14 protein-coding genes are annotated in these 20,726 nt (G+C 50.1%); 8 read left to right on the top strand and 6 right to left on the bottom strand.

Annotated elements, in window-relative coordinates:
• Positions 1-105 precede the first annotated feature (105 nt).
• The 3 genes from Pla110_RS13835 to Pla110_RS13825 all read left to right on the top strand — a co-directional run bounded on the left by Pla110_RS13835 (position 106) and on the right by Pla110_RS13825 (position 6,900).
• A complete protein-coding gene (locus tag Pla110_RS13835) occupies positions 106-2,163 on the top strand; it encodes a PAS domain-containing hybrid sensor histidine kinase/response regulator (RefSeq protein WP_144996338.1) in 2,058 nt (685 codons plus the stop codon).
• 531 nt (positions 2,164-2,694) lie between these two features.
• On the top strand, positions 2,695-4,425 hold the full coding sequence (locus tag Pla110_RS13830; protein ID WP_144996337.1) for a serine/threonine protein kinase: 1,731 nt from the start codon (positions 2,695-2,697) through the stop codon (positions 4,423-4,425).
• A 144-nt stretch (positions 4,426-4,569) separates the two neighbouring features.
• Entirely contained in the window at positions 4,570-6,900 is a 2,331-nt protein-coding gene (locus Pla110_RS13825) for a hypothetical protein (RefSeq protein WP_144996336.1), read from the top strand.
• Between the two features lie 133 nt (positions 6,901-7,033).
• Here Pla110_RS13825 and Pla110_RS13820 read toward each other — a convergent pair whose 3' ends face one another.
• The 3 genes from Pla110_RS13820 to Pla110_RS13810 all read right to left on the bottom strand — a co-directional run bounded on the left by Pla110_RS13820 (position 7,034) and on the right by Pla110_RS13810 (position 10,991).
• The gene (locus tag Pla110_RS13820) at positions 7,034-8,446 is read right to left on the bottom strand and encodes a neutral/alkaline non-lysosomal ceramidase N-terminal domain-containing protein (RefSeq protein ID WP_144996335.1); all 1,413 of its coding nucleotides are present in this window, start codon (positions 8,444-8,446) and stop codon (positions 7,034-7,036) included.
• Positions 8,447-8,540: 94 nt separating this feature from the next.
• Positions 8,541-9,932 carry a neutral/alkaline non-lysosomal ceramidase N-terminal domain-containing protein gene (locus tag Pla110_RS13815; protein WP_197440196.1) on the bottom strand — a complete coding sequence of 464 codons (1,392 nt, stop codon included), beginning with the start codon at positions 9,930-9,932 and terminating at the stop codon, positions 8,541-8,543.
• Positions 9,933-9,980: 48 nt separating this feature from the next.
• Positions 9,981-10,991, bottom strand: a complete 1,011-nt coding sequence (locus Pla110_RS13810; protein ID WP_197440195.1) for a succinylglutamate desuccinylase/aspartoacylase family protein — start codon at positions 10,989-10,991, stop codon at positions 9,981-9,983.
• A 251-nt stretch (positions 10,992-11,242) separates the two neighbouring features.
• On the opposite strand from Pla110_RS13810, the gene Pla110_RS13805 reads away from it, so the two are divergent.
• The 4 genes from Pla110_RS13805 (at position 11,243) to Pla110_RS13790 (ending at position 15,899) form a co-directional block, all read left to right on the top strand.
• Positions 11,243-11,893, top strand: coding sequence for an RraA family protein (locus Pla110_RS13805; RefSeq protein ID WP_144996332.1), 651 nt, complete (start codon positions 11,243-11,245; stop codon positions 11,891-11,893).
• A gap of 87 nt (positions 11,894-11,980) precedes the next feature.
• Positions 11,981-13,084: a M24 family metallopeptidase gene (locus Pla110_RS13800; RefSeq protein ID WP_144996331.1), complete on the top strand. Its 1,104-nt coding sequence runs from the start codon at positions 11,981-11,983 to the stop codon at positions 13,082-13,084.
• Positions 13,085-13,121: 37 nt separating this feature from the next.
• Complete coding sequence (locus tag Pla110_RS13795) at positions 13,122-14,480, top strand: NAD-dependent succinate-semialdehyde dehydrogenase (protein ID WP_144996330.1); 1,359 nt, start codon at positions 13,122-13,124, stop codon at positions 14,478-14,480.
• Between the two features lie 147 nt (positions 14,481-14,627).
• Complete coding sequence (locus tag Pla110_RS13790) at positions 14,628-15,899, top strand: outer membrane protein assembly factor BamB family protein (protein WP_144996329.1); 1,272 nt, start codon at positions 14,628-14,630, stop codon at positions 15,897-15,899.
• A gap of 112 nt (positions 15,900-16,011) precedes the next feature.
• Here the strand turns inward: Pla110_RS13790 and Pla110_RS13785 are convergent, their stop codons facing one another.
• A complete protein-coding gene (locus Pla110_RS13785; RefSeq protein ID WP_144996328.1) occupies positions 16,012-16,764 on the bottom strand; it encodes a cytochrome c in 753 nt (250 codons plus the stop codon).
• Between the two features lie 299 nt (positions 16,765-17,063).
• Complete coding sequence (gene rpsD, locus Pla110_RS13780) at positions 17,064-17,672, bottom strand: 30S ribosomal protein S4 (protein WP_144996327.1); 609 nt, start codon at positions 17,670-17,672, stop codon at positions 17,064-17,066.
• Positions 17,673-18,106: 434 nt separating this feature from the next.
• Here rpsD and Pla110_RS13775 point away from each other — a divergent pair, with 434 nt between their 5' ends.
• Complete coding sequence (locus tag Pla110_RS13775) at positions 18,107-20,314, top strand: ABC transporter permease subunit/CPBP intramembrane protease (RefSeq protein ID WP_144996326.1); 2,208 nt, start codon at positions 18,107-18,109, stop codon at positions 20,312-20,314.
• On the opposite strand, the gene Pla110_RS13770 is transcribed toward Pla110_RS13775, so the two are convergent.
• Positions 20,305-20,724 carry an acyl-CoA thioesterase gene (locus Pla110_RS13770; RefSeq protein WP_144996325.1) on the bottom strand — a complete coding sequence of 140 codons (420 nt, stop codon included), beginning with the start codon at positions 20,722-20,724 and terminating at the stop codon, positions 20,305-20,307. The two genes, Pla110_RS13775 and Pla110_RS13770, sit on opposite strands and share 10 nt — an antisense overlap.
• Between the last annotated feature and the right edge of the window lie 2 nt (positions 20,725-20,726).

Here is a 20,726-nt window from a genome sequence, read left to right as displayed (position 1 = left end):
CTACTTTGTTTGCTTTGTTTTCTGTTACGTAAATCCTGACAAGTAACTTAATAAATGCCAATTCATTTTTTGTAACTTCGTTCTTCTGATCGATGGGATAAATCTGTGACATTCCTCTCGTTGCCGCATACTCAGTTCTCCGATAGCCATTACGACCTGTTACCAGTTGGAGTGTGTATTATCGATCGAGAATTGAATCTGTATAGTTGGAATAAGACACTCATCCAGTGGAGCGGAATTTCGCAAAAGGATGCTGTCGGGAAAAATCTTAGCGAGTTCTGTTCCGAGGCTGGAATCAAACGGTTTCGTGTGCGAGTGGGCCACGTCTTCGATTCTCAGCAATCGATTGTCCTATCTCCATCGCTCCATGATGCACTGATTCCCGTCAACCTAGGCTCAGTAGATCAGTGCTGGAAGATGGTGCAGCGGGTAACAGTCCAGCCGATGCCGGAGCAGGGTGATTTTGCTCTCGTCTGCATCGAAGATGTTACCACTCAGTATCGACAGAACACGGAACTGCGTCGAGAACGCAAGAAATTACGTCACAGTGAATCTCAGGTCCGAGCCATCAATAATGCAACGCCTGAAAGTGTGCTGCTGACAGACCCTCAAGGAGTAATTATCGAAATTAACAGAGCCGGTCTGGAGATGATGGAAGCGGACAGCTCTTCCGATCTGATCGGAAAGTCGCTGATCGATTTTGTTCTTCCAGAATACCAGGAAGGCGTCAAGCAGATGAGCGAGTCTGCATGTGCTGGAAATCGGATTACGATCGAATACGTAATGCAGGGTCTAAAAGGGACGCGGCGTTGGATGCGGACCACTTCTGTTCCTTTAGAGTTGGAGCAGGATCACGTTGTACAGCTTTCACTGGCGTGGGATATTTCGGCTCAGAAAAGAAGCGAGATCGCCCTCCGGAAAGCTCATGACGAAGCACAGGTTGCCAATAAAGCCAAGAATGAGTTCCTCGCGAATATGAGCCATGAAATCCGGACGCCGATGACAGCGATCATGGGGTATGCCGATATTCTACACAACAACTCGAACGATCCAGACACACTCGAAGCGACCTACACCATCAAGCGTAACGGTGAACATCTTCTCGAGATTATCAACGACATTCTTGATTATTCCAATCTGGATACAACGCAACTACGATTGGAAAGTAAAAATTGCTGCCCAGTTCGTTTGGTTAATGAATGTGCTAAACGACTAATGCCAGTCGCGAAGAAGAAAAACCTCGACCTGAAGTTAACCTATCAGGGAGATATACCGTCCAACATCTTTACCAATCCGGATCGGTATCGTCAGGTGCTGACGAATATCATCGGCAATGCAATTAAATTCACCGACAGTGGTGAAGTGAAAGTGGTTGTCCATTCGGAAGGACGAGAAGAGGGGATGTTGCTGATTGATGTGATCGATACGGGAATTGGTATTCGCGACGAAGATTTGACGCATTTGTTTGAACCATTCACACAGGCCGATTACTCGTTAAGCCGAAAATACGGCGGCACTGGGTTGGGATTGGCAATCTCCAGATATCTGACTGAAAACCTGGGCGGGGAAATCAAAGTCACAAGCGAAGTGGGACAAGGCAGTACCTTCTCGATCAGTATTGCGATCGGCGACCTTACTTCCGTAGAAATGATTGATGGACAGACTTTAAATCCAGAGGAAACACCCAAGGTGATCAAAGCCAATCTGGGAATGGGTGACAAGCTGAATTGTCGCGTTCTGCTGGTTGATGATGGTCCGGATAATCAGCGATTGATTTCGTTTATTCTCAAAAAGGCCGGGGCAGAAGTGACCATCGCCGAACATGGCGAAGAAGCGCTGACGGCTATGTATGGTGCCTGGCCAATCGCGAATGAAGAAGAGTTGAAAGCAGGGTGGTCGTCCGAAAAAAGCCCCTTTGATGTCGTGCTTATGGACATGCAAATGCCGGTTATGGATGGTTACACAGCGACGCGTGCGATGCGAAATTTAAGGAATGATATCCCCGTCATTGCAGTCACCGCACACGCGATGGAGGGCGATCGCGAAAAATGTCTGGAAGCCGGTTGCGACGAATATCTAACTAAACCGATCAGTAAACCGACCTTGCTCAACCAGATTCGTCATTTTTTGCCCAAGTCTCAGCTGGATGCTTCAATAATCTGAGAGAATGGAAATGATGGTGTTCGGTTTAATTGCCAGCCTCCCCACGAAATACTCCAAGACGATTAGTTGAAGGTAGCCCCCGACTTACGGCGAAAATCGCGGTCTCTTTCATTCTCAGTGCCAGTGAGTGAAAAAGAGAACGAGATCGGTATCGACCAAGAGATAAAAATCTCCACCTGAAAATAAGGTCAGATCCCAAATTGGATTTGCGTAAGTGTTGTCGTTTCAACATAATGGATAAATAGTACTTACAGACTAAGGCTGGCAATTCTGGCCATTTCCTACCTGATCTGCTTCGGGCCTTCTCTCTAAGTTCTTACCTTTCCTTACGGCAATTCGCCTGCACATAGACTGCATTCTCTGTCTTATTATCCGAATTTGTCTGCGCATTCCATCGACAGCACCACTACTTCTTGATTGTGGTAACGTCCGTTCTTATTCGCGCTAGGCGTTTTCTCGTTTTATCATATCGATTATTTTTCTTCCGTAGTGAATCCCAATAACACTCTATAGAAATTGTGAGGCTCTATCATGACTGCTTCACTTCCTCCACAGGACAAATCGCTCACCTCTCCTTCGCATCATTCCAGTCAGAGGCAGGGAGCGAAGCCAACTCCAGATCAGACACAGATTAATGCACTGGGGGCGACCGTTATTGGGGCTGCGGAATCCAATTCAGAGACGAAACCGATCATGCCGGACACACCTCCCCAGCCCTCGACCCCTTCGCCTGTGCCACCATCCGTGCCGAATCTTCCTGGGAAATCGAACACTCCGTCATCAGGAAAAAAGGCAACCCAGTTGGGCGACTTTCGTCTACGCAAGCGTCTTGGTAAGGGGGGCATGGGTGAAGTCTTTCTGGCTCAGCAAGTCAGCCTGGATCGTCCCGTCGCCATTAAAACGTTGTCCAAAGAACTGGCGAAGAAACCGGACTTCGTGGAACGTTTTCTGCGCGAAGCACGCTCTATGGCACGATTACACCATCCGAACGTGGTTCAGGTTTACGCAGCGGATTCCCAGAAGGGAATCAACTATGTAGCCATCGAATACATCGACGGTTACAGCATGCAGGTCTGGATGAATCAGCGGAAACGATTGACTGTCGGTGACTCGTTGCATGTCGTTCTGGTATGTGCTCAGGCATTGAAGCAGGCTCACGATCTGAAAATGATCCATCGTGATATCAAACCAGATAATATTTTGATCACATCCAAAGGGATTGTGAAAGTCGCTGACTTTGGTCTCGCCAAGGCGATTGATGAAGACGTCTCAATGACTCAGAGCGGCACGGGACTGGGAACACCTCTCTACATGGCCCCGGAGCAGGCAAGAAATGCCAAGCATGTCGATCTGCGTACCGATATCTATGCCCTCGGTTGTACACTCTACTATTTCCTCACAGGTGAACTTCCTTTCAAAGGGAAAGATACCCTCGAACTGATTCTGGAAAAAGAAAAAGGTACTTTTAAGAGTGCCCGGCAGATCAACAGCGAGATTCCGAGTCGTCTCGATTTGATGATTGATAAAATGCTGGCCAAAGATCCCAATGCCCGCTACGGCGATTGTGCAGAATTGGTCAATGATCTAGTCGGACTCGGATTACATTCACCCTCTTTGAGTTTTATAGATGGGGCGGTTGAGAGTGCGGGAATCGGACATCCCAGTAGTATGGGCATGTCCAGCCGCGGAGGGGTCACACAGTCGCCCGGCGGGCACACAGCAATTGGATCGAAACCGGGTGGGGGAACTACAGGGGGAACTACGCCCGCTTATACCCCGCCTAATTCGGCACAGGACGCTCAACAGGCCGAAGTTTCCCGAACCATGGAAACGTCAGCTGGTAAAGCCTGGTACGTCCGGTTCTTCGACGCCCAAGGCAAGTCGACTCTCAATAAATTCTCGACCGAGCAAGTGATCAAGGGAATCAAAGCCGGGATGTTTGATAAACGTGCCCGGGCGCGCGAGGGGAATAAGGGACAATTCGTTCCTTTAACGCAATACGTGGAATTCCAGGGATTCATGCATCAACGGATTGCTCAGGATACGGCTGATCAGCGTGGAAAAAACACGGCCCAGCAGTACGAAAAACTGGCTCAGCAATATGACCGGCAGAAACGGTGGAAATGGGTTAAGAACCTCTTTCAGGGGATGGTTGGGGGGATTGGTTTTATTGTCTACCTCATCATTATCGTCGTTTTACTCGGCGCCGGATGGATTGCGTTCCTGTTCCGTGAAGACTGGCTTCCCATGATTACAGGTTAGTCAAAGCGATTGCGGATGCATGCCCAGTTTTCATGAGTCGAACCACCGCGAAATTCCTCTCCTCAGAGGCCGCGGGATGACCTACAATATAAGGGCCAAGATTCTTCTGCTTCTCGCACCAGTGACAGGGCTGTTATCAGGTTCATGAAATCTCAATTTGCCAATTCTGTTTTAATCGCCTTCCTGATGATGGGCGTATTTGCTCCATTAAGTTCTGCAGACGAGATTCGTTTGGAGAATGGGTTTGTTCTTCGAGGTGATAGCAAGCTGATTCGCAGTATCGATCAGTACATCGTAAATACGAACCAGCGAAACATCGGTGATCCTCGAAAAGAGGGCGAATTTCGGTACAACCCGATTATCCAGGTTGATGACCAGATTCGGACCTACTATATCTCCGATGACCTGCTGGCAGTTGATGGTCGGACGGTGAAAAGCGACCTCTTATCCGCTTTTGATATTTTTAAAATCCCGCAGGTGAAATCTGGACGCAAATCGATTCCGCTGAAGCTCTTACAAGGTGTTGGAAAGATCACCCCCTTTGATGAACTAGGTCAACGTGAAGTCACTATTCATACTTCACGCGGCAATATACTGGTTATTCAAGGCATTACGTTTCTGCATCCCCGATATGTTAAAGTTCAGGGCCTCAATTACGAATGGGATGTCACTCTCAGTACAGACTCCATTCCGCCCGCAATTCTGCACAAGCTACTGCTTTCGTCTGCCGATATTGATGATCCCAAAATGCAGCGTTCGATCGCTCGTTTTTATATTCAGGCGGATAAAACTTACGAGGCCTATCAGTTCCTTGATGAACTTACAGAAAAATACGCAACCGATGGTAAAGAATACGAGGACGTCCGGCTCGAAATTCGAGAGCAACTGGCGTTAAAGCTCTTCAATGAAATCCAGACCCGGCGCCAACTGGGTCAGTACGACTTGGCCTATGAATCCGCCCAAGCTTTGCCACGAAATGATATAGCTCCCGAAGTGCTGTTTGAAATTGATAAGTTTATTAAACAATATGCGACTGACCTCGAAAGGTTGGATTCGACGCCGCTCATTCTTGCGGAACTGCAAAGTCAACTGGCCAATCACGAGGAAGATCCCAAGCTGAACCTGATTCGGCGAATCGTATCAGAAGAACTCTCTCAGGCATCGCTTCCTCGATTGAATTCATTCTTTGAACTGGAGAAAGATGCCACGCTGACTGCAGAAGAAAGGCTGGCCCTCGCCTATTCCGGTTGGATACTGGGGGCGGAAGCAGCAGTTGACGATTTGCAGCTGACTTTAAATTTATGGCAGGCTCGGTTTCTCGTGTATGACTTCCTGAGATCCCGCGAACATGATGCCCAGCTCGTCAATCAAATCAAATCGATCGAAAGCTTGAACGCGGAGCGGCTGACCGCTTTATTGCAAAATCTTCCCCCCGTTCCTTCCGATACTCCCATTACTGGGGGGACACAGGTCGATTTGACCCTGCGCGATCATCAGGACAACGAGATGAAATACTCGGTACTGCCACCTCTGGAATATTCTCCCTTTCGGCAATACCCGGTACTGCTTGCATTGCCACCTACCGGAATTGATCCTCAGACCTTTCTCGAATGGTGGGGGGGGACTGCTGAGGAAACGGGCGAGACTTTACGTCGAGGTTACTTGCTGGTGGTGCCTCAATTTCAGGTAACGCAGGGGCTTCGCTATAACCACAATCTTCTAGAACTCAAACGGATTCATCAGGCATTGATGGAAGTTCGACGTCAGTTTTCTGTGAATTCAGATAAGGTGTTCATCGCCGGGATTGGGGATGGCGGCGATGCGGCAATCGATGCCGGAATATTGCATCCCGATCTTTTCGCAGGAGTCATCAGCATTCGCGGGCGACATGCCGAAGATGCTCTTCATTACTGGCAGAATGGCAAGAGATTGCCTTGGTATCTTGTGGGGGGCGAATATGACGGTCGCCATTCTGCGTTGTTAAACAAGATGTTTCAGGGGAATAGTGATCTGATTTATGCCCAGTATCCTAATCGTGTCTCGGAGTGGTATCGCGAGGAGCAGGTCCAACTGTTTGACTGGATGGCGCTGCAAAACCGGAATCTCGATCAGTTGGAAATAGAATACGAGGCGTTTGTCCCTCAGGATGAAGTCAAAGTCGACTGGATCGAATGCAGAGGGCTAGAAGTCCAACTCGCGAGGTTATCTTCACGCCGAAGAACTGTGCCGCTGGAAGCGAAACTGACCAGTCATAAGGGCGACAGCACGACCTTACAGGTCACCAAGACTCTGGGTAGCGGACACACCTTCTACATTTCTCCCCAGCTGCATGACTTCAATCAGCAACTGATCCTGAAGGTCAAAGGCAGCCAGAAGCTCAAGGAACTGATCGAGCCCGATATCGAGGTCATCCTGGATGACTATCGGACTAGATACGATCGACAGCAAATCTACTGGGCAAAGTTCGAGTTCTAAATTTTTCCAGGAAAGTTTAGCGGCTACAGAACACGAGAAGTTTTCACAAACGTGATTTTAAGCAGCCAGAACCCACCACGGTTACATGCGATATGTTCTATCCAACCTCGCCTCTGGAACCCAGACGCGGTCTTTAAGGCCGGACCTGTTTAACAAGTTCAGTCATGCCATTGGCGATCTGGTCTTCGACATCGTCGGCCCAGCGAAATGCGGGAAGCCCATAGACCATCATGGAACTGTGGCCTTCGTAGCCCATTTTTACTTTGTCTTCTTCCAGAACTCGCAGCGAAGGAATATATGCGGGGACATCGTTGCAGTATCCGGCCACCCAGGTTTGCTTGCCAAACATCTTTTTGAAGCCCAGCGAATAGTCGACGGTTACTTCGCCACCAATCGTTAACCACAATTGCTGGTCGCCCAGTTCCCAGGCTTGAATAGGAAGCGGGTAGCTAGTTACGAAAGTGGTTCCGTCTTCCATTTCTTTCAGCAGACGGGACGCCCACCGTTTCTGATATTCCGCTCGATTGGGGTTATCGATGATCTCCTGTAGTTCGTCTGCAGTGGGCTGATCGGCGAGATGGAGTTCGACAAACTGATGTGTTGTTTCAAGCTTGGGCGAAAGTGTAGTCAATTGGCTATCATCGCTGACAACCTGATCGACGGCGTTGGCCAGTTTTTCGCCATACACGGTCAGTAGTTTTTCTTCGCGTCTGGGAATGGGATTCTGGTCGCCACCACAGCCCATGTAAAATAGAGCGGTTACTCCCGGATGTTTCTCTTCGAATGCGGCCTGTGCAAAGCCAGCGTAGTCTCCATGCCACAGATAGTCACCCATGACTGTATTGTGACAAGCATAACCGAAGATGACGGCAGTAAGTTCCTTTTTGTCATTGTAAATCGCCAGTACAGGAACATCATGGTCGACGGGGCCAGCCAGAGCTTCTCCTTTTTCTCGCAAGGAAGGGACGGCCCCTTCGCTGTTGTTTCGGCGATTCACGGCGAAGTCGGCAGACCCGTTTCCTGCTCTTAACGTCGCCGGTGCCAAACTCTCCAACGCTTCACCTGCAATATTGACGAGTGTGTTCTCTAGTTTGTTGGAATAGTCTTCAATCAGATCTAATAGATGTTCGTCCAATGGGTAGATGTCATGTAACGCTCCTCTCAAGACGGGGCCGCTATGGGTATGTGAGCTGTTTAGCATGATCTGCGAACGACTGAGCTGATGTTTGCTCTCTAATTCTGCACAGACGTTGTTGTAAATGGACTGGGGAATTCCTAATAAGTCGGTGCTGAAGATGACGGCTCGGTTTCCAGATTCGTCTTCGATGGCGGCGACTTTCACCCAGAGGTCTTGTCGTTTACCGGTGGCTGGTTTGGAGCGTCCACCATAGCCCGCCATCCACATGGCTGTCTCGGGAGTGATATTGGCTTCAGCCAGGCCAGCTTTCCAACCAGCCTGAGCCTCTACTGATCCAGCGAACAGAGAGACGATCAAAAGCAGGCCGGTTGCGACGGTCAGTACACGAATACGAGACAGGAACATCATGGATAGAAAACTCAATCGATAGGGTATTATTAAAGTTGAAACGAAAACCTTCTGGTGGAGCCAACGAATGCTACAGGATCGGCGGCTTGGTTTCTTATTTTGTGACTGGTACGGGTTGAGAGACTTTTTCGACCAATTGCCGAATTCCACCCATGACCCTATCTTCTACCGTAGGCAGGAATGGAGTCGGGGTCAGTTGGTGGATGATGCCCGTTCGCCCTTCATAGCCACCTTCCAGCAAGATTCGCTGGGAAGGAAGGTAGGCGAAGACATCGTTGTTATAACCGGCGACCCAGACCATCTGTCCGCCAAAGGCGAACTGACAGAGACGGGCGTAATCAAGAACCGTTTCGCCACTTACAAACACAAACAGTAGATCGTCGCCAAACCGGGCGACATTCAACGGGCAGTTCTGAGTTAAATCGACCTGTCCATTAGTTTCGATTTGCTTAAGTAGATAATTGGCTTTGCGAGATGTCGGAGTTTCCTGACCACCTTCCGCTTGAGTTCGAATCGTTTCCAAAGGAGGCAGTGGTTCCAGATCAAGTGTTACATCGGTTGAGGCGACTTGCAATTCCCCTTTGATTGCCAGTTGCGGCCCCTTAAGGGAAGTAAGGACGGCGTCAGCCAGTTCACGGCCATGCTGTTTGCAATAGTTCAGACCATTCGGACCATGGCGAGGGTATGGGTTCTGATCACCACCACAGCCCATCACAAACATCGCGACTGCCCCTGGATGCTGCTCTTCAATGTCGTACTGGGCGAAACCGGCGTAGTCTCCACAAAACTGATAGAAAGCCAATGTCGTGTTATGGCAGGCATATCCAAACAGTACACCGCGGAGTTTCCCCTTTGGCCCTGTAATCTTCAGGACGGGAACGGTGTTGTCTGTAATTCCAGCGTCGTTCCGCTGGTTGATGAATTCGCCCTCAGTCGTGGGGAACCGCCGGCTTTTACCGAAGTAGGCCGCCGACTGACTCACACTGAGTTGCGCCGGTTTCAAGTCGGCGAGCGCATCGCCTACCAGCTTAACGAGTGTCGGTTTTAGTTGATTGTCGATGTAATCAACGAGATCGGCTTCGGCCTGGTCAGTCAGTTTGTGAAAGACACGACGTTCGGCACAGATTTCCGGGGCACAATGAGTATGGGAGGCATTGATGACCAATGCTTCACGACCGAGTTTCCACTGACTTTCGGCCTGCCGAAGTACGTGATTGTAAATCTCGGGAGACATGGAACCAAGGTCCGTGGTCACCAGAACTAAGCGTGTGCCGGAAGGCGACTGAAACGCAACAGCCTTGGCAAAGAGGTCGTGGACTTTTCCCTCTGCGGGGCGATCACGTCCACCGTATCCCGAAAGCCATACCGGTTTGCGTGGTGTGATGGCTGCTTTCGACAAACCGGCTTGCCATTCAGCGGCCGCAAGGAAAGTACAGCTACTTAGAATCAGGAAAGATACAACAGCGGGTCGCAGCAGACGGAGCATCAATTTCCTCGGGGGCATTGGTTAAATGGTGGGAAGTTGGGGCAGTTACTAATTACAGTCTAGCAGCTGATTCAGGGAGACGGAATGCATAAACAAGGGTTGATGTTTTGAAATCTGTTGCATCATTGAGCCGGCTTCCTCCGTCGGTGGTTCCAGGATGACTGCAAGAAACTCTTCTTGAGCGACATAACAAAATGTACGCAGCACCAGTACCAATCCCGTCTGATTAGCGACGACTTCCGATTGCTGTTTTCCATCTGCAGAAGCGATGGTTCCCAATCTTTCTCCCTTCTCAACGTAGCTGCCCAATTCGACTTCGGGCGTCCATAAACCAGCCCGCGAAGCCGGGTGATTGATCTGCATATGGCCCGCTTGTTCCCGGTCGTCTTCGATAGTCAATTGCACGAACTCACGTGAGGTTCCCGGGTCGAGTCGGGGGGCATCGCCCTCCAGCAGTTGAAGCTCATGGAGGACATTCAGGCATCCTTGTATGTAAGCCCTGACTCCGCGCGGTGAGCATGTTCCTCCCCCCAGATATTCAGTGTATATCGCAGGGATGGGAACCTCTCTTGCGATTGAAAGAGACCTGCCATCGAGGTTCGGTGTTGTTCCCCAGACGACGGGAAGCCCAAACGCCTGTGCCATACGGCGTGATGTCTCTAATACTTTGGGATCCGTGTGCAGCATGTAACCAGTCAGCGGATAGACCGCAATCCGTGTGCCGCCCGTATGCAGGTCCATGTAACAATCCGCTTGTCGAATCTCTGCAGTCAATTGATCGGCGATCTGCTCGGTGATGGTTCCCTCAGCATTTCCGGGGCAGGTTCGTGCGAGGTCTTTTTCATCGTCGGCAGTTCGTGAACCACGTGCGAAAGCCGCTTCATTAACAATCGGAATCAATGTCACTCTTCCATGGAGTCCGGTAGTTCTCGTAGAGAGGTACGTTTCCAATCGCTGGATCGCCACCATCGGTTCAAACTCGTCTCCATGAACACCACCCGTGATCAACAGATGCGGCCCTTCATGTTGCCCGGTGATTTCGATTTTTGATAGCGACATGGTTGAGCTTTCATTCAGAAGCGATGGAAGGGACAGCATTGTTATCAGCTTGAGAAAACTTTGCAGTATTCCAGAAAGGTTCGTAGGATTGAGGGAACAGTGTGGGGACTTAAATAATGACTCGTATGATCATACGTACTGACGGAGGCTACAAATAATTGTACCACTCATGCTAGGATGCAGCTTATTCAGAATCTGGTCGGACGACATGATCTGGCAGGAACCACCCAGTATAGAAATCGAGTCATCTCATGGAAATCACGTTGGAGTTAATCCGCGAAAAATTTTATACCGCTGTTTTATGTGATGTGTTGGATAGTCTGGGGTTTCGGCATCAGTCGCCCCGCATTGAATTGCGACCATTAACAGTGGACCGTCCGCTGGTGGGACGCTGTAAGACCACTTTGTGGATGGATATGGCTCACGAAGATCCGAACCCCTACGAGCAGGAACTCAAAGCGGTTGATTCCTGTCAGCCGGACGATGTCATCATCGCTGCTGCTCAAGGCTCTCGCCGATCGGGGATTTGGGGAGAATTACTCTCCACCGCAGCACGGAACCAGGGTTGTGTCGGTGCACTCATTAATGGGTGCGTTCGAGACGTTCGCCAGATGCGGGAAATGGACTTTCTTGTTTATGCCGCCGGAACTTCCCCTTACGACTCTCAGCACCGGCAACGGGTTGTTGAATATGATGTCCCTGTGGAGATCGATGGTGTTCGGTTCGAGTCGGGCGACCTGGTGATGGCTGACATTGATGGTGTGGTCGTGGTTCCCCGGCAAGTCGAATTGCAGGTGTTGCAGGATGCCTGGGGAAAAATTAACGCTGAAAACGTGACCCGAGATGCGATCAAAGCAGGAATGAAAGCGACCGAAGCCTATGAAAAATTCGGTGTTTTATAAGTTCTGATTCACTGAATCAGTATCTTTGGAAACATTATTAACACTTAACATTATTAACACTTAAGTAGAGCATCACAGGATACGACTATGCAAGTCCACTCGCCAATTCCCACTTTATCCGTTAAATCCTGCGAAGAGCGACAACAGCACCTCGTACGCTTGATGGAAGAGCAACAGTTGGATGCCGTCTTAATTGGCGATCCACGACATGTGCATTATTACGCCGCTTACTGGGAACGTCCTTTTTTTGCACCCTTGTTCCTGATGACTCGTGATGGCGTGCGGACTCTGGTCATGCCGTTCGAATGCGACTGGCCCACGGCGGTTGACATTAAGAAGAACTATATTTTCAACAAAGTCGCGACGATGGTGGAAGAGCAACTGCAAAACAGCCTGCTCGAGTTGTCCACCGAATTACACAATGTGAAAAGGCTGGGCGTCGACTTCGGTATCCGTCCCGGATTGCTTCCCGTGGAGGGGATCGAGCAGGTCGACCTGTATCCGGCAATATTAAAACAGCGACGCCGAAAGTATGACGACGAAATCGAACTCTTCAAAAGATTGTTTCAGACAACGGAAGCAGCCTATGAGTACGTGCGTGAAAATCTCAAAGTGGGTGTTACCGAAGTCGAGTTGTACGCAGGAATGATGCAGATTCTGGGCAATCTTCAAGGAGAACATTTCGGTTTCTTCGGGAACGACTTCCGCTGTGGGGAAGGGGGGGGATTACCTCGTTATCGCCCGGCCGAATCGGGCGAGTTAGCCGTCATCGACCTGGGTGTCGAGTGTCGTGGGTATCGTAGCGATATGTGCCGGACGATAGCCGTGGATAGTCCCTCTGCTGCCCAGGAGGAAGCGCGTGAGCAGGTGCTGGAGGCCATTCAACTGGTCGAATCCTCGGTGCGTCCCGGGGTCAGTTGCCGCGAAGTTTACGAAAACGCCTATAATAGTCTCAATGACTATCGAGGTTGGTCGTTTCCGCACCACCTCGGTCATGGGCTCGGTCTTTCTCCACACGAGGCACCTCATTTGAATCCTGAATGGGACGATTATTTCGAGGTCGGAGATTTGTTTACAGTCGAGCCTGGTCTGTATCACGATGAACTCAAAGGGGGACTGCGGATCGAAGAAGTTTATTATCTTGGTGAGTCGGGGCTCGAAAAGATAACCACGATTCCCACCGGATATTAACTGACCGCTGTTCCGTCAACCAGAATAGGAGGGAACAATGAAGTCCATCAATCCAGCGAATGGAGAATTGATCGGGGAGTATCCGGTTTGGACTGAGCAGCAAGTCACGGAGCAGCTTCAATTCTCTGCGAATGCGTATAAAGAATGGCGTGAGACGTCTTTCGATAGTCGCAAGAAAATGATGCTCAATCTGGCAAGCGGATTGAAGTCCGACAAGGAGATCTATGCCAGGCTGATCACCAATGAAATGGGAAAGCCGATTTCGGAATCAACCGCCGAAATCGAGAAATGTGCCTTAGTTTGCGAATTCTATGCGGAGCGGGCGGAAGAGTTTCTGCAACCTGTTCCCGTTGAGACGTCTGCCAGTCACAGCTACTTTCGTTATGACCCACTGGGCCCTGTACTAGCCGTGATGCCCTGGAACTTTCCGTTCTGGCAGGTTTTTCGTTTTCTGGCTCCGAATCTGATGGCAGGAAATGTTGGCCTGTTAAAACATGCCTCCAATGTGCAAGGTTGCGCGATTGCGATTCAACAATTGACGGAGGAGGCTGGGTTTCCTCCGCATGTCTGGTCGACATTGCCCCTGAAATCTTCCGCGATTGAAAAAGTTATCGACAGTCCGCATATCAAAGCGGTTACCTTAACAGGCAGCGAAGAGGCTGGCCGAGCAGTTGCAGGGCAGGCGGGCAAGCAGATTAAGAAATCTGTTTTGGAGTTGGGAGGCTCGGATCCTTTTATAGTCCTGGCCGATGTCGATATCGACGATGTCGCTGCAAAAGCTATTAAAGGACGGATGCAGAACACGGGCCAGAGCTGTATTGCAGCGAAACGGTTTATCGTGCAGACCGAGATCATAAAGGAGTTCAAGGATGCTCTCGTCTCTAGGATCGAATCGTTGAAAGTCGGTGACCCGTTGGATGAAGCGACCGATATCGGCCCGATGGCGCGACAGGACCTTCGTGAAGAACTACACACCCAGGTCGAAAAGAGTGTGCAGCAGGGAGGTGTACTGGTATGTGGCGGAAAACCGCTGGACCGAGTCGGCAGTTATTATGCTCCTACGCTTCTGGAGAATATCAAACCAGATAACATCGCGTTCCAAGAAGAGATGTTCGGGCCGGTAGCTGTTTTAGTTGAAGCGAATGACGTTGATCATGCGATTCAGTTGGCGAATGATTCCAGTTTCGGACTCGGCGGTTCCCTCTGGACGAAAAATATTGAGCTTGCGGATAAGCTGGTTCCCCGCATCGAAAGTGGTGCCGTCTTTGTGAATGAGATTGTGAAGTCCGATCCAAGAATCAGTTTTGGTGGTATCAAGAATTCCGGGTACGGTCGCGAATTGGGAAAACCAGGCATTCATGAATTCGTCAATGTGAAGACTGTATGGATCGCCTGAACAGGCTCCGGTTTGCAAACTTCGCTTGTGCAATGTGATATTCGTCAGGATAATAAACAAGCTGTCCTGATTGAGGATAACGTCTTCTGCAACGCACTCACGTTTGTTGTAGGTGATGTCTAAAAACTAATTCGGAAAAGAGGAAGAATGATGTTGAGACAGGTCGCGATTATGAGTGCGGGGTTACTTCTCGCCATTGGTTCTGGCATTACGACAGAAGGGGCTGATTGGCCCGGCTTCAGGGGGGGGATGGCGAACGCAGTGGCAACCGATGCTGCCTACCCGACCGAATGGAGCAGTGAGAAAAACTTAAAATGGAAAGCGGAGTTGCCCGGTGATGGCAACGGCAGTCCCATCGCCATTGATGGGCTTGTGTATGTCACTTCGGCTAATGAAGATGGTTCGGAACGAACCTTGCACTGTTTCGATCGCAATACCGGCGATGAACTCTGGAATAAAGTGGTTCAATCCGAACCCAATGAAGAGACTCACCAGACCAATCCGTACGCAGGCACTACCCCAGCTGCCAATGAGGACTGTGTTGTTGTCTGGCATGGAACTCCGGGTATCTATTGTTATGATCACTCGGGCAATGAGCTTTGGCACAAAAGCTATGGACCGGTTAAACATGTCTGGGGTTATGGTTCGTCACCAGTGATCTATCAAGACAAGGTCTATCAGTTCTATGGGCCGGGTGAAAATACCTTCATGGTGGCATTAACGCTTTCCGATGGCGAAGAAGTCTGGAAGAAAGACGAACCGGGTGGAACGGATGACCTGAGTGGAAAGAAAGTTGGTTCCTGGAGTACACCTGTCATCGTTAAAGTCGACGGCAAAAATCAACTTGTCTGCAGCATGCCCAGTCGTGTGCTTGCATTAGATCCCCAGTCAGGGGAGGAGCTATGGTTCGTTGGCGGTTTGCCCAGTGAACGTGGCGATCTGGTGTATTCATCGACCGCGATTGGGGATTCCATCGGAGTTGCCATGGGAGGGTATAAAGGGCCTGCTCTCGGATTTACGCTGACCGGCGAAGGAGATGCTACCGAGTCGAATCGTATCTGGTACACACCGAAACGACAGCCATCTCGTGTCAGTACAGGCGTCATTGTTGGCGATTATATTTATATGGCCAATGCGGGGCCCGGAATCATTCAATGCATCGACGTGAAGAATGATGGGGAAGAGCAGTGGAAGACCCGTGGCACGGACGACTACTGGGGAGCGACGGTCATGGCAGATGGGCGTATCTATGCCACTGCAAAAGATGGGTCCACGATTGTTTTTGCCGCCAACCCGAATGAGTTCCAGGAAATTGCTGTGAACACTTTCGACGAACGTTCAAATTCTACTCCCGCATTTTCGAACGGACAAATCTTTTTAAGAACGAATAAGTCCTTGTTCTGTGTTGAGCAGGAATAGACTTCTTTGTTTGGTCTGTTAAGTCTGTTGAAATAAAAAAGCCGGTGTTGAGCGTTGCTCAGCACCGGCTTTTCTGTGGTTTGTTGGAGAACAAACTCTCTTAAGCTGCAGCTTACTCTTCTTCGTGGCGGAATTGAGTATGGCAGGCTTTACAGGTTTCTCCCAAGGACTTGTATAAATCCTGAGCTTCTTCTTCGTTTTCTTCGGCCATGGCTTTGGCCAGTTTTACAGCGAGGTCCTGAGACGCTTTAGACATCTTCTGCCACTCGGGAATGAGTGTTTCGTCTTTGACTTCGTGTGTGTCTGCTTCCATGGGAACAGAAAGAACAGCAATTGCAACTGCGTGCAGTTTGTCTTCCTGAGGTTCGCGGAGACGACGGACACCACGGCGGAGTCGGCTGGAGCGATAGGTGATCACTTCCATCATGTCGTGCATTCCGATCAGACCTTTCCACTCATGTTCGCTGACGGCGGTTCCGCTGGCTTCACCGGCGTAGGCTTTGATGGCGGATGCCAGTCCTGCTTTGGCGGCGGCGGCGTCCTGGGCGTCACGAATGGCGATTCCTGCATCTCGCAGATCAGCGGCGGCTACGCCGGCAGATTCAGCATCGGGATGTGTGGCGATGACCTGAGCCACGACAGCGAGCGTTGCGCCTGCGCGTTTGACTTTTTTCTTCACGTCATCGTATTTGTCATCGCTCTCCAGCTTTTCCAGTACTTCAGTAACATACTGAACGTTGAAGTCAGCTTCCGATTTCAAATCGGCGACTGGCAGCGTATGGACTGGCATTTCGTCGGCAACAGCACTGGTGACGGCTGTCATCGAGAAAGTCAGCAATAGTAAAGCGGCAGTAAGTCGGATCACAATGTTCTCCCTGGTTTTCAATTCTGATGGTCATGGTGATATCAATAGCATTTGTTGCATGCATCCCGCCGTGGGGAGTTGCACAGAATGCGTCAATTTGCATGCGCAATTTGATTGTGTCCCCATCGCACGGGTCCTGTCAACAATCAAGCTTTATTCTGAGCAAACAGCGTGGAGTTTCCTCTTTGGATGAGGATGCTTGAAAGCAGAGAAGAGGAAAGAAACCGGGCGTCGGGACATAAAAAAAGCTGGAGCCTGTCGAAACAGCTCCAGCTTGATGGATTGGTATAGGGTCTCGCTTAGCGAGACAGGAAGGCGACGACCTGACCGACTTCTACCGGCAGGCTGACATCTTCAAAGGAAGGTAAAGTCGCGACAGTGGCGGTTAAGCCTTTGGGATCAGAGTTGATCCAGTCAGCGGGTTGCCCCACGACTTCTTCGACGATCTCTTTGTAGAGTTTTACCAGACCCGGTCGGTTACGGAGAGTAATGACATCACCCGGACGACACAGGAAAGAAGGACTTTTGACAGTCCGACCATTTACCTGGAAGTGAGCGTGTGCAATCCCCTGTCGTGCTTGTGGACGGGTTTTACACAGTCCAGCTCGACGGATAACGTTGTCCAGCCGACGTTCGCAAAGGATCAACAGCTGTTCGCCGGTGTTCCCTTTAGTGCGACGTGCTTTATCGAAATAAATTCGAAGCTGTCCCTGACGCAAGCCATAGTAATATTTGATTTTCTGTTTCTCCTGCAGTGCGAGACCGTAGGTAGAAACTTTTTTACGTCGGGTGTGCTGCCCCGGAGGGAAATCGCGTCGATCCAGTGCGCGGGTTGCTCCGGCATTCTCGAACACCGCCGTGCCTAGACGACGATTGATTCTTCCCTTTGGGCCCGTATAGCGCCCCATCCGGCTGTTCTCCTTGAGGATAGTTGTAAGGTGATCAATACGAGATTCGTATTTAATTCCGATAGACAAACTCAACTTCAGCACATACTCAACTTTAGTACAAACTAAAATTGAGAAATATACTCGAAGGCTTCGTGTACCGAATTGTACAGACTTACGGTGATTTCTGTTTTTGTAATTGAATTGGGGAATGTAAGCGGGTGAAAGCTGTTTTTCAACCCTCATGACGTAAGAATTGCTGGCGAACTGGATTTACGGCGATTTAGGACCCCATTCTGACGACTACCTGTACAAACAGGCGTTTATTTATCAAGGTTGGTCTCCCCCAGTGAGGCCGCTATGATAATCGACATCGAGCGCTGTTCTTATCTATCCTTGTCCTGGATTCGGATTTTTCTGCTCACATTCTCCTCGGCAAAATAGAATCGACATCTATGACGGTCCGGTTTTGGCGGCTCACTCTGAAGGAATTGCGGGAGACACTGCGGGATCGCAGGACCGTCGGTACCCTCATCCTGATGCCGATGCTGGTTTACCCTTTGCTGGGGATCATTCTGCACAAGTTTCTTTTCACGCAGATCGGTTCCTTTGAATCGTCGGAATATATTGTCTGCTGTGAAAATAACGACGAACTTGATCGTCTGAAATCACTCTACAGTCAAGGATCCCATTTTCTCAGAGAGGCGGCCGCGGCAGATCGACAGGCTGAACAAGTTGAAGAAGACGACCCGCGATCGGCCGAGGAGCTGGCGATTGAGCAGATCATTCAGGGGGGGCGGAATGAAATTGTTCTGACTTTCAAGCTGATCTCCGACTATGGCACAAGCTATGAAAATTTACTCACGAACAGGCAGATCGACCTGTTTATCCGATCGACAGGTTCGTCCCAACCACAGGGTGAGCGGGGTCCCCCACAAGAACAGCTTGAGATCGTATACATTCCAGGCGTCAGCCTGAGCGAAAACGCGCTCTATCATCTACAACAACGCCTCCAGGCGGTGAATCAGAATTTCGTCGCTGAATTCCTGAAGTCCCATGGCGATGCCGAACTCCCCGTTTCGTTTGATCTGGCACCGTTGGAAGACAAAGAAGCGGGACCAATCTCAATCGCAACGGTCATTCCCCTCATCTTGATTCTGATGACTGTCACGGGGGCCGTTTATCCAGCAATCGACCTGACGGCGGGAGAGCGGGAAAGACAGACTTTGGAGACATTGATCTCGGCCCCTATCTCCCGCATTTCGTTATTGCAGGCTAAATATATCGCGGTTCTAACGGTGGCCATGCTGACGGCAATAATCAATCTTTGTTCGATGATGGTGACCATTTTTGCCATCGGTGTCGACCAATTGATTTTCGACGAGGGGAGTTTTTCGCTGCTGTTCCTGATGCAAGTACTGGGGATGTTGTTTGTTTTCGCCTCATTCTTTTCGGCTGTTTTATTATGTGTTACCAGTTTTGCCCGCAGTTTCAAAGAAGCCCAGGCGTACCTGATTCCGTTGATGCTTGTCTCCATTGCCCCCGGAGTTCTTTGCCTGTTACCCGGAATCAAACTTTCAAGCACACTTGCCTGGGTTCCGCTGATCAACATGGTCATGCTGGGCCGCGATCTCTTTTCGGGAGGTCTCAGTTTCCAGACGGCGATTATCGTGATTTCGTCGACCTTGTTCTACACATGGATCAGTCTTTTCATCGCTTCGAGGATCTTCGGAACTGATGCCATTTTATACGGCAGTGAAGGATCCTGGTCGGATTTATGGAAGTCGCGCCAGAAACAGCATGAGGTACCGACGTTGTCCAACGCTCTTATCTGTCTGGCGATTTTGATTCCCGTCTTTATGAATGCCAGTCGTATCCTTTCTCGATTTGCCGTGGATGCTCTGGCGACGGACGCCCACTCGATGTTGATTCGATCTTTGATGTCGATTCTGATCACGGTGGTGTTATTCGCCGGATTGCCACTGCTATTTACGGTGATTTCACACTCCCGCATTAGCTCAACATTCTGTCTGAAACGTCCTCGATTGAACTGGTTTGGCGTCGCTTTTCTCTACTCGTTGTCACTGTGGCCTTTCCTGTACGAGTTCAACGTCCTCTTTTCATCCGAGTCAGCGATCAGCGAGATGAAGTCCTACTTCTCCAGTTTTGAAGAGGGATTCGCCAATCTCAGTCTCTTCTGGAAACTGTTGGCGTATGCGATTGTTCCGGCGGTCTGCGAAGAGCTGTTCTTCCGCGGATTCCTGTTTTCCGCTTGTCGGACATCCTATTCGAAATGGACGACGATCCTGTTGACCTCTTTTCTATTCGGGCTGTTTCATGTGATCGCCGCGAATATGCTGCTGGGACGGTTCTTTCCGAGTTTCGCCTTGGGAGTACTGCTGGGGCTGCTTCGCTGGTATTCAGGGTCTCTGTACCCGGGAATGGTATTCCACGTGCTGCACAATGGATTGCTGCTGACGATCTCGACGTTCCCCAAAGAGATTTCCGAATACTTTGACTGGGCGTCAGAAGAAGCCTCGCATTTACCCATGTCGGTGCTGGTGGGGGCATTCTTGGTGGCGCTAGTCGCGACTTTCTGGTTTCTTCGGGAACGGAAGATTCAGAAGCGGCTGCGCACTCAAACATCTATTGATCAGGTCTGATCGGGAACGATTTCAAAGCTGTTGATCAGTTCCGGTGGCACCCGCATAATCTTGGCCGTTTTCCGGTTGATGAAGGCAAAGTTCGTGGCGGCTTTAGCGAGTATGGCTTCGTCTCTGTCACGAACAATCTCATACCGGCGCAGGGAAGTCACCTTCTTCATGTTGGCGATCCAGGTGCGGACGGTAATTTCTTCGTTCAAAAAGGCTTCACGGAGGTACTCAATCGTGTGAGTTCGCACGACCCAACTGAATCCCGTCTCTTTATACCGGGCATTAGTCCAACCCTGCGCCGACGAATGCGCCACGGCGGCATCCTGCATCCAGTTGAGGTACACCACATTGTTCACATGCCCTTGCCCATCAATCGCATCGGGAGGGACAGTCAGGTGATGTTCATAAATCAGAGCCACGG

The organism is Polystyrenella longa, from assembly GCF_007750395.1.
Classification (GTDB): Bacteria; Planctomycetota; Planctomycetia; order Planctomycetales; family Planctomycetaceae; genus Polystyrenella; species Polystyrenella longa.
Note: the sequence above shows the minus strand (reverse complement) of the source record. Positions and strands in the feature narration are given on the sequence as shown.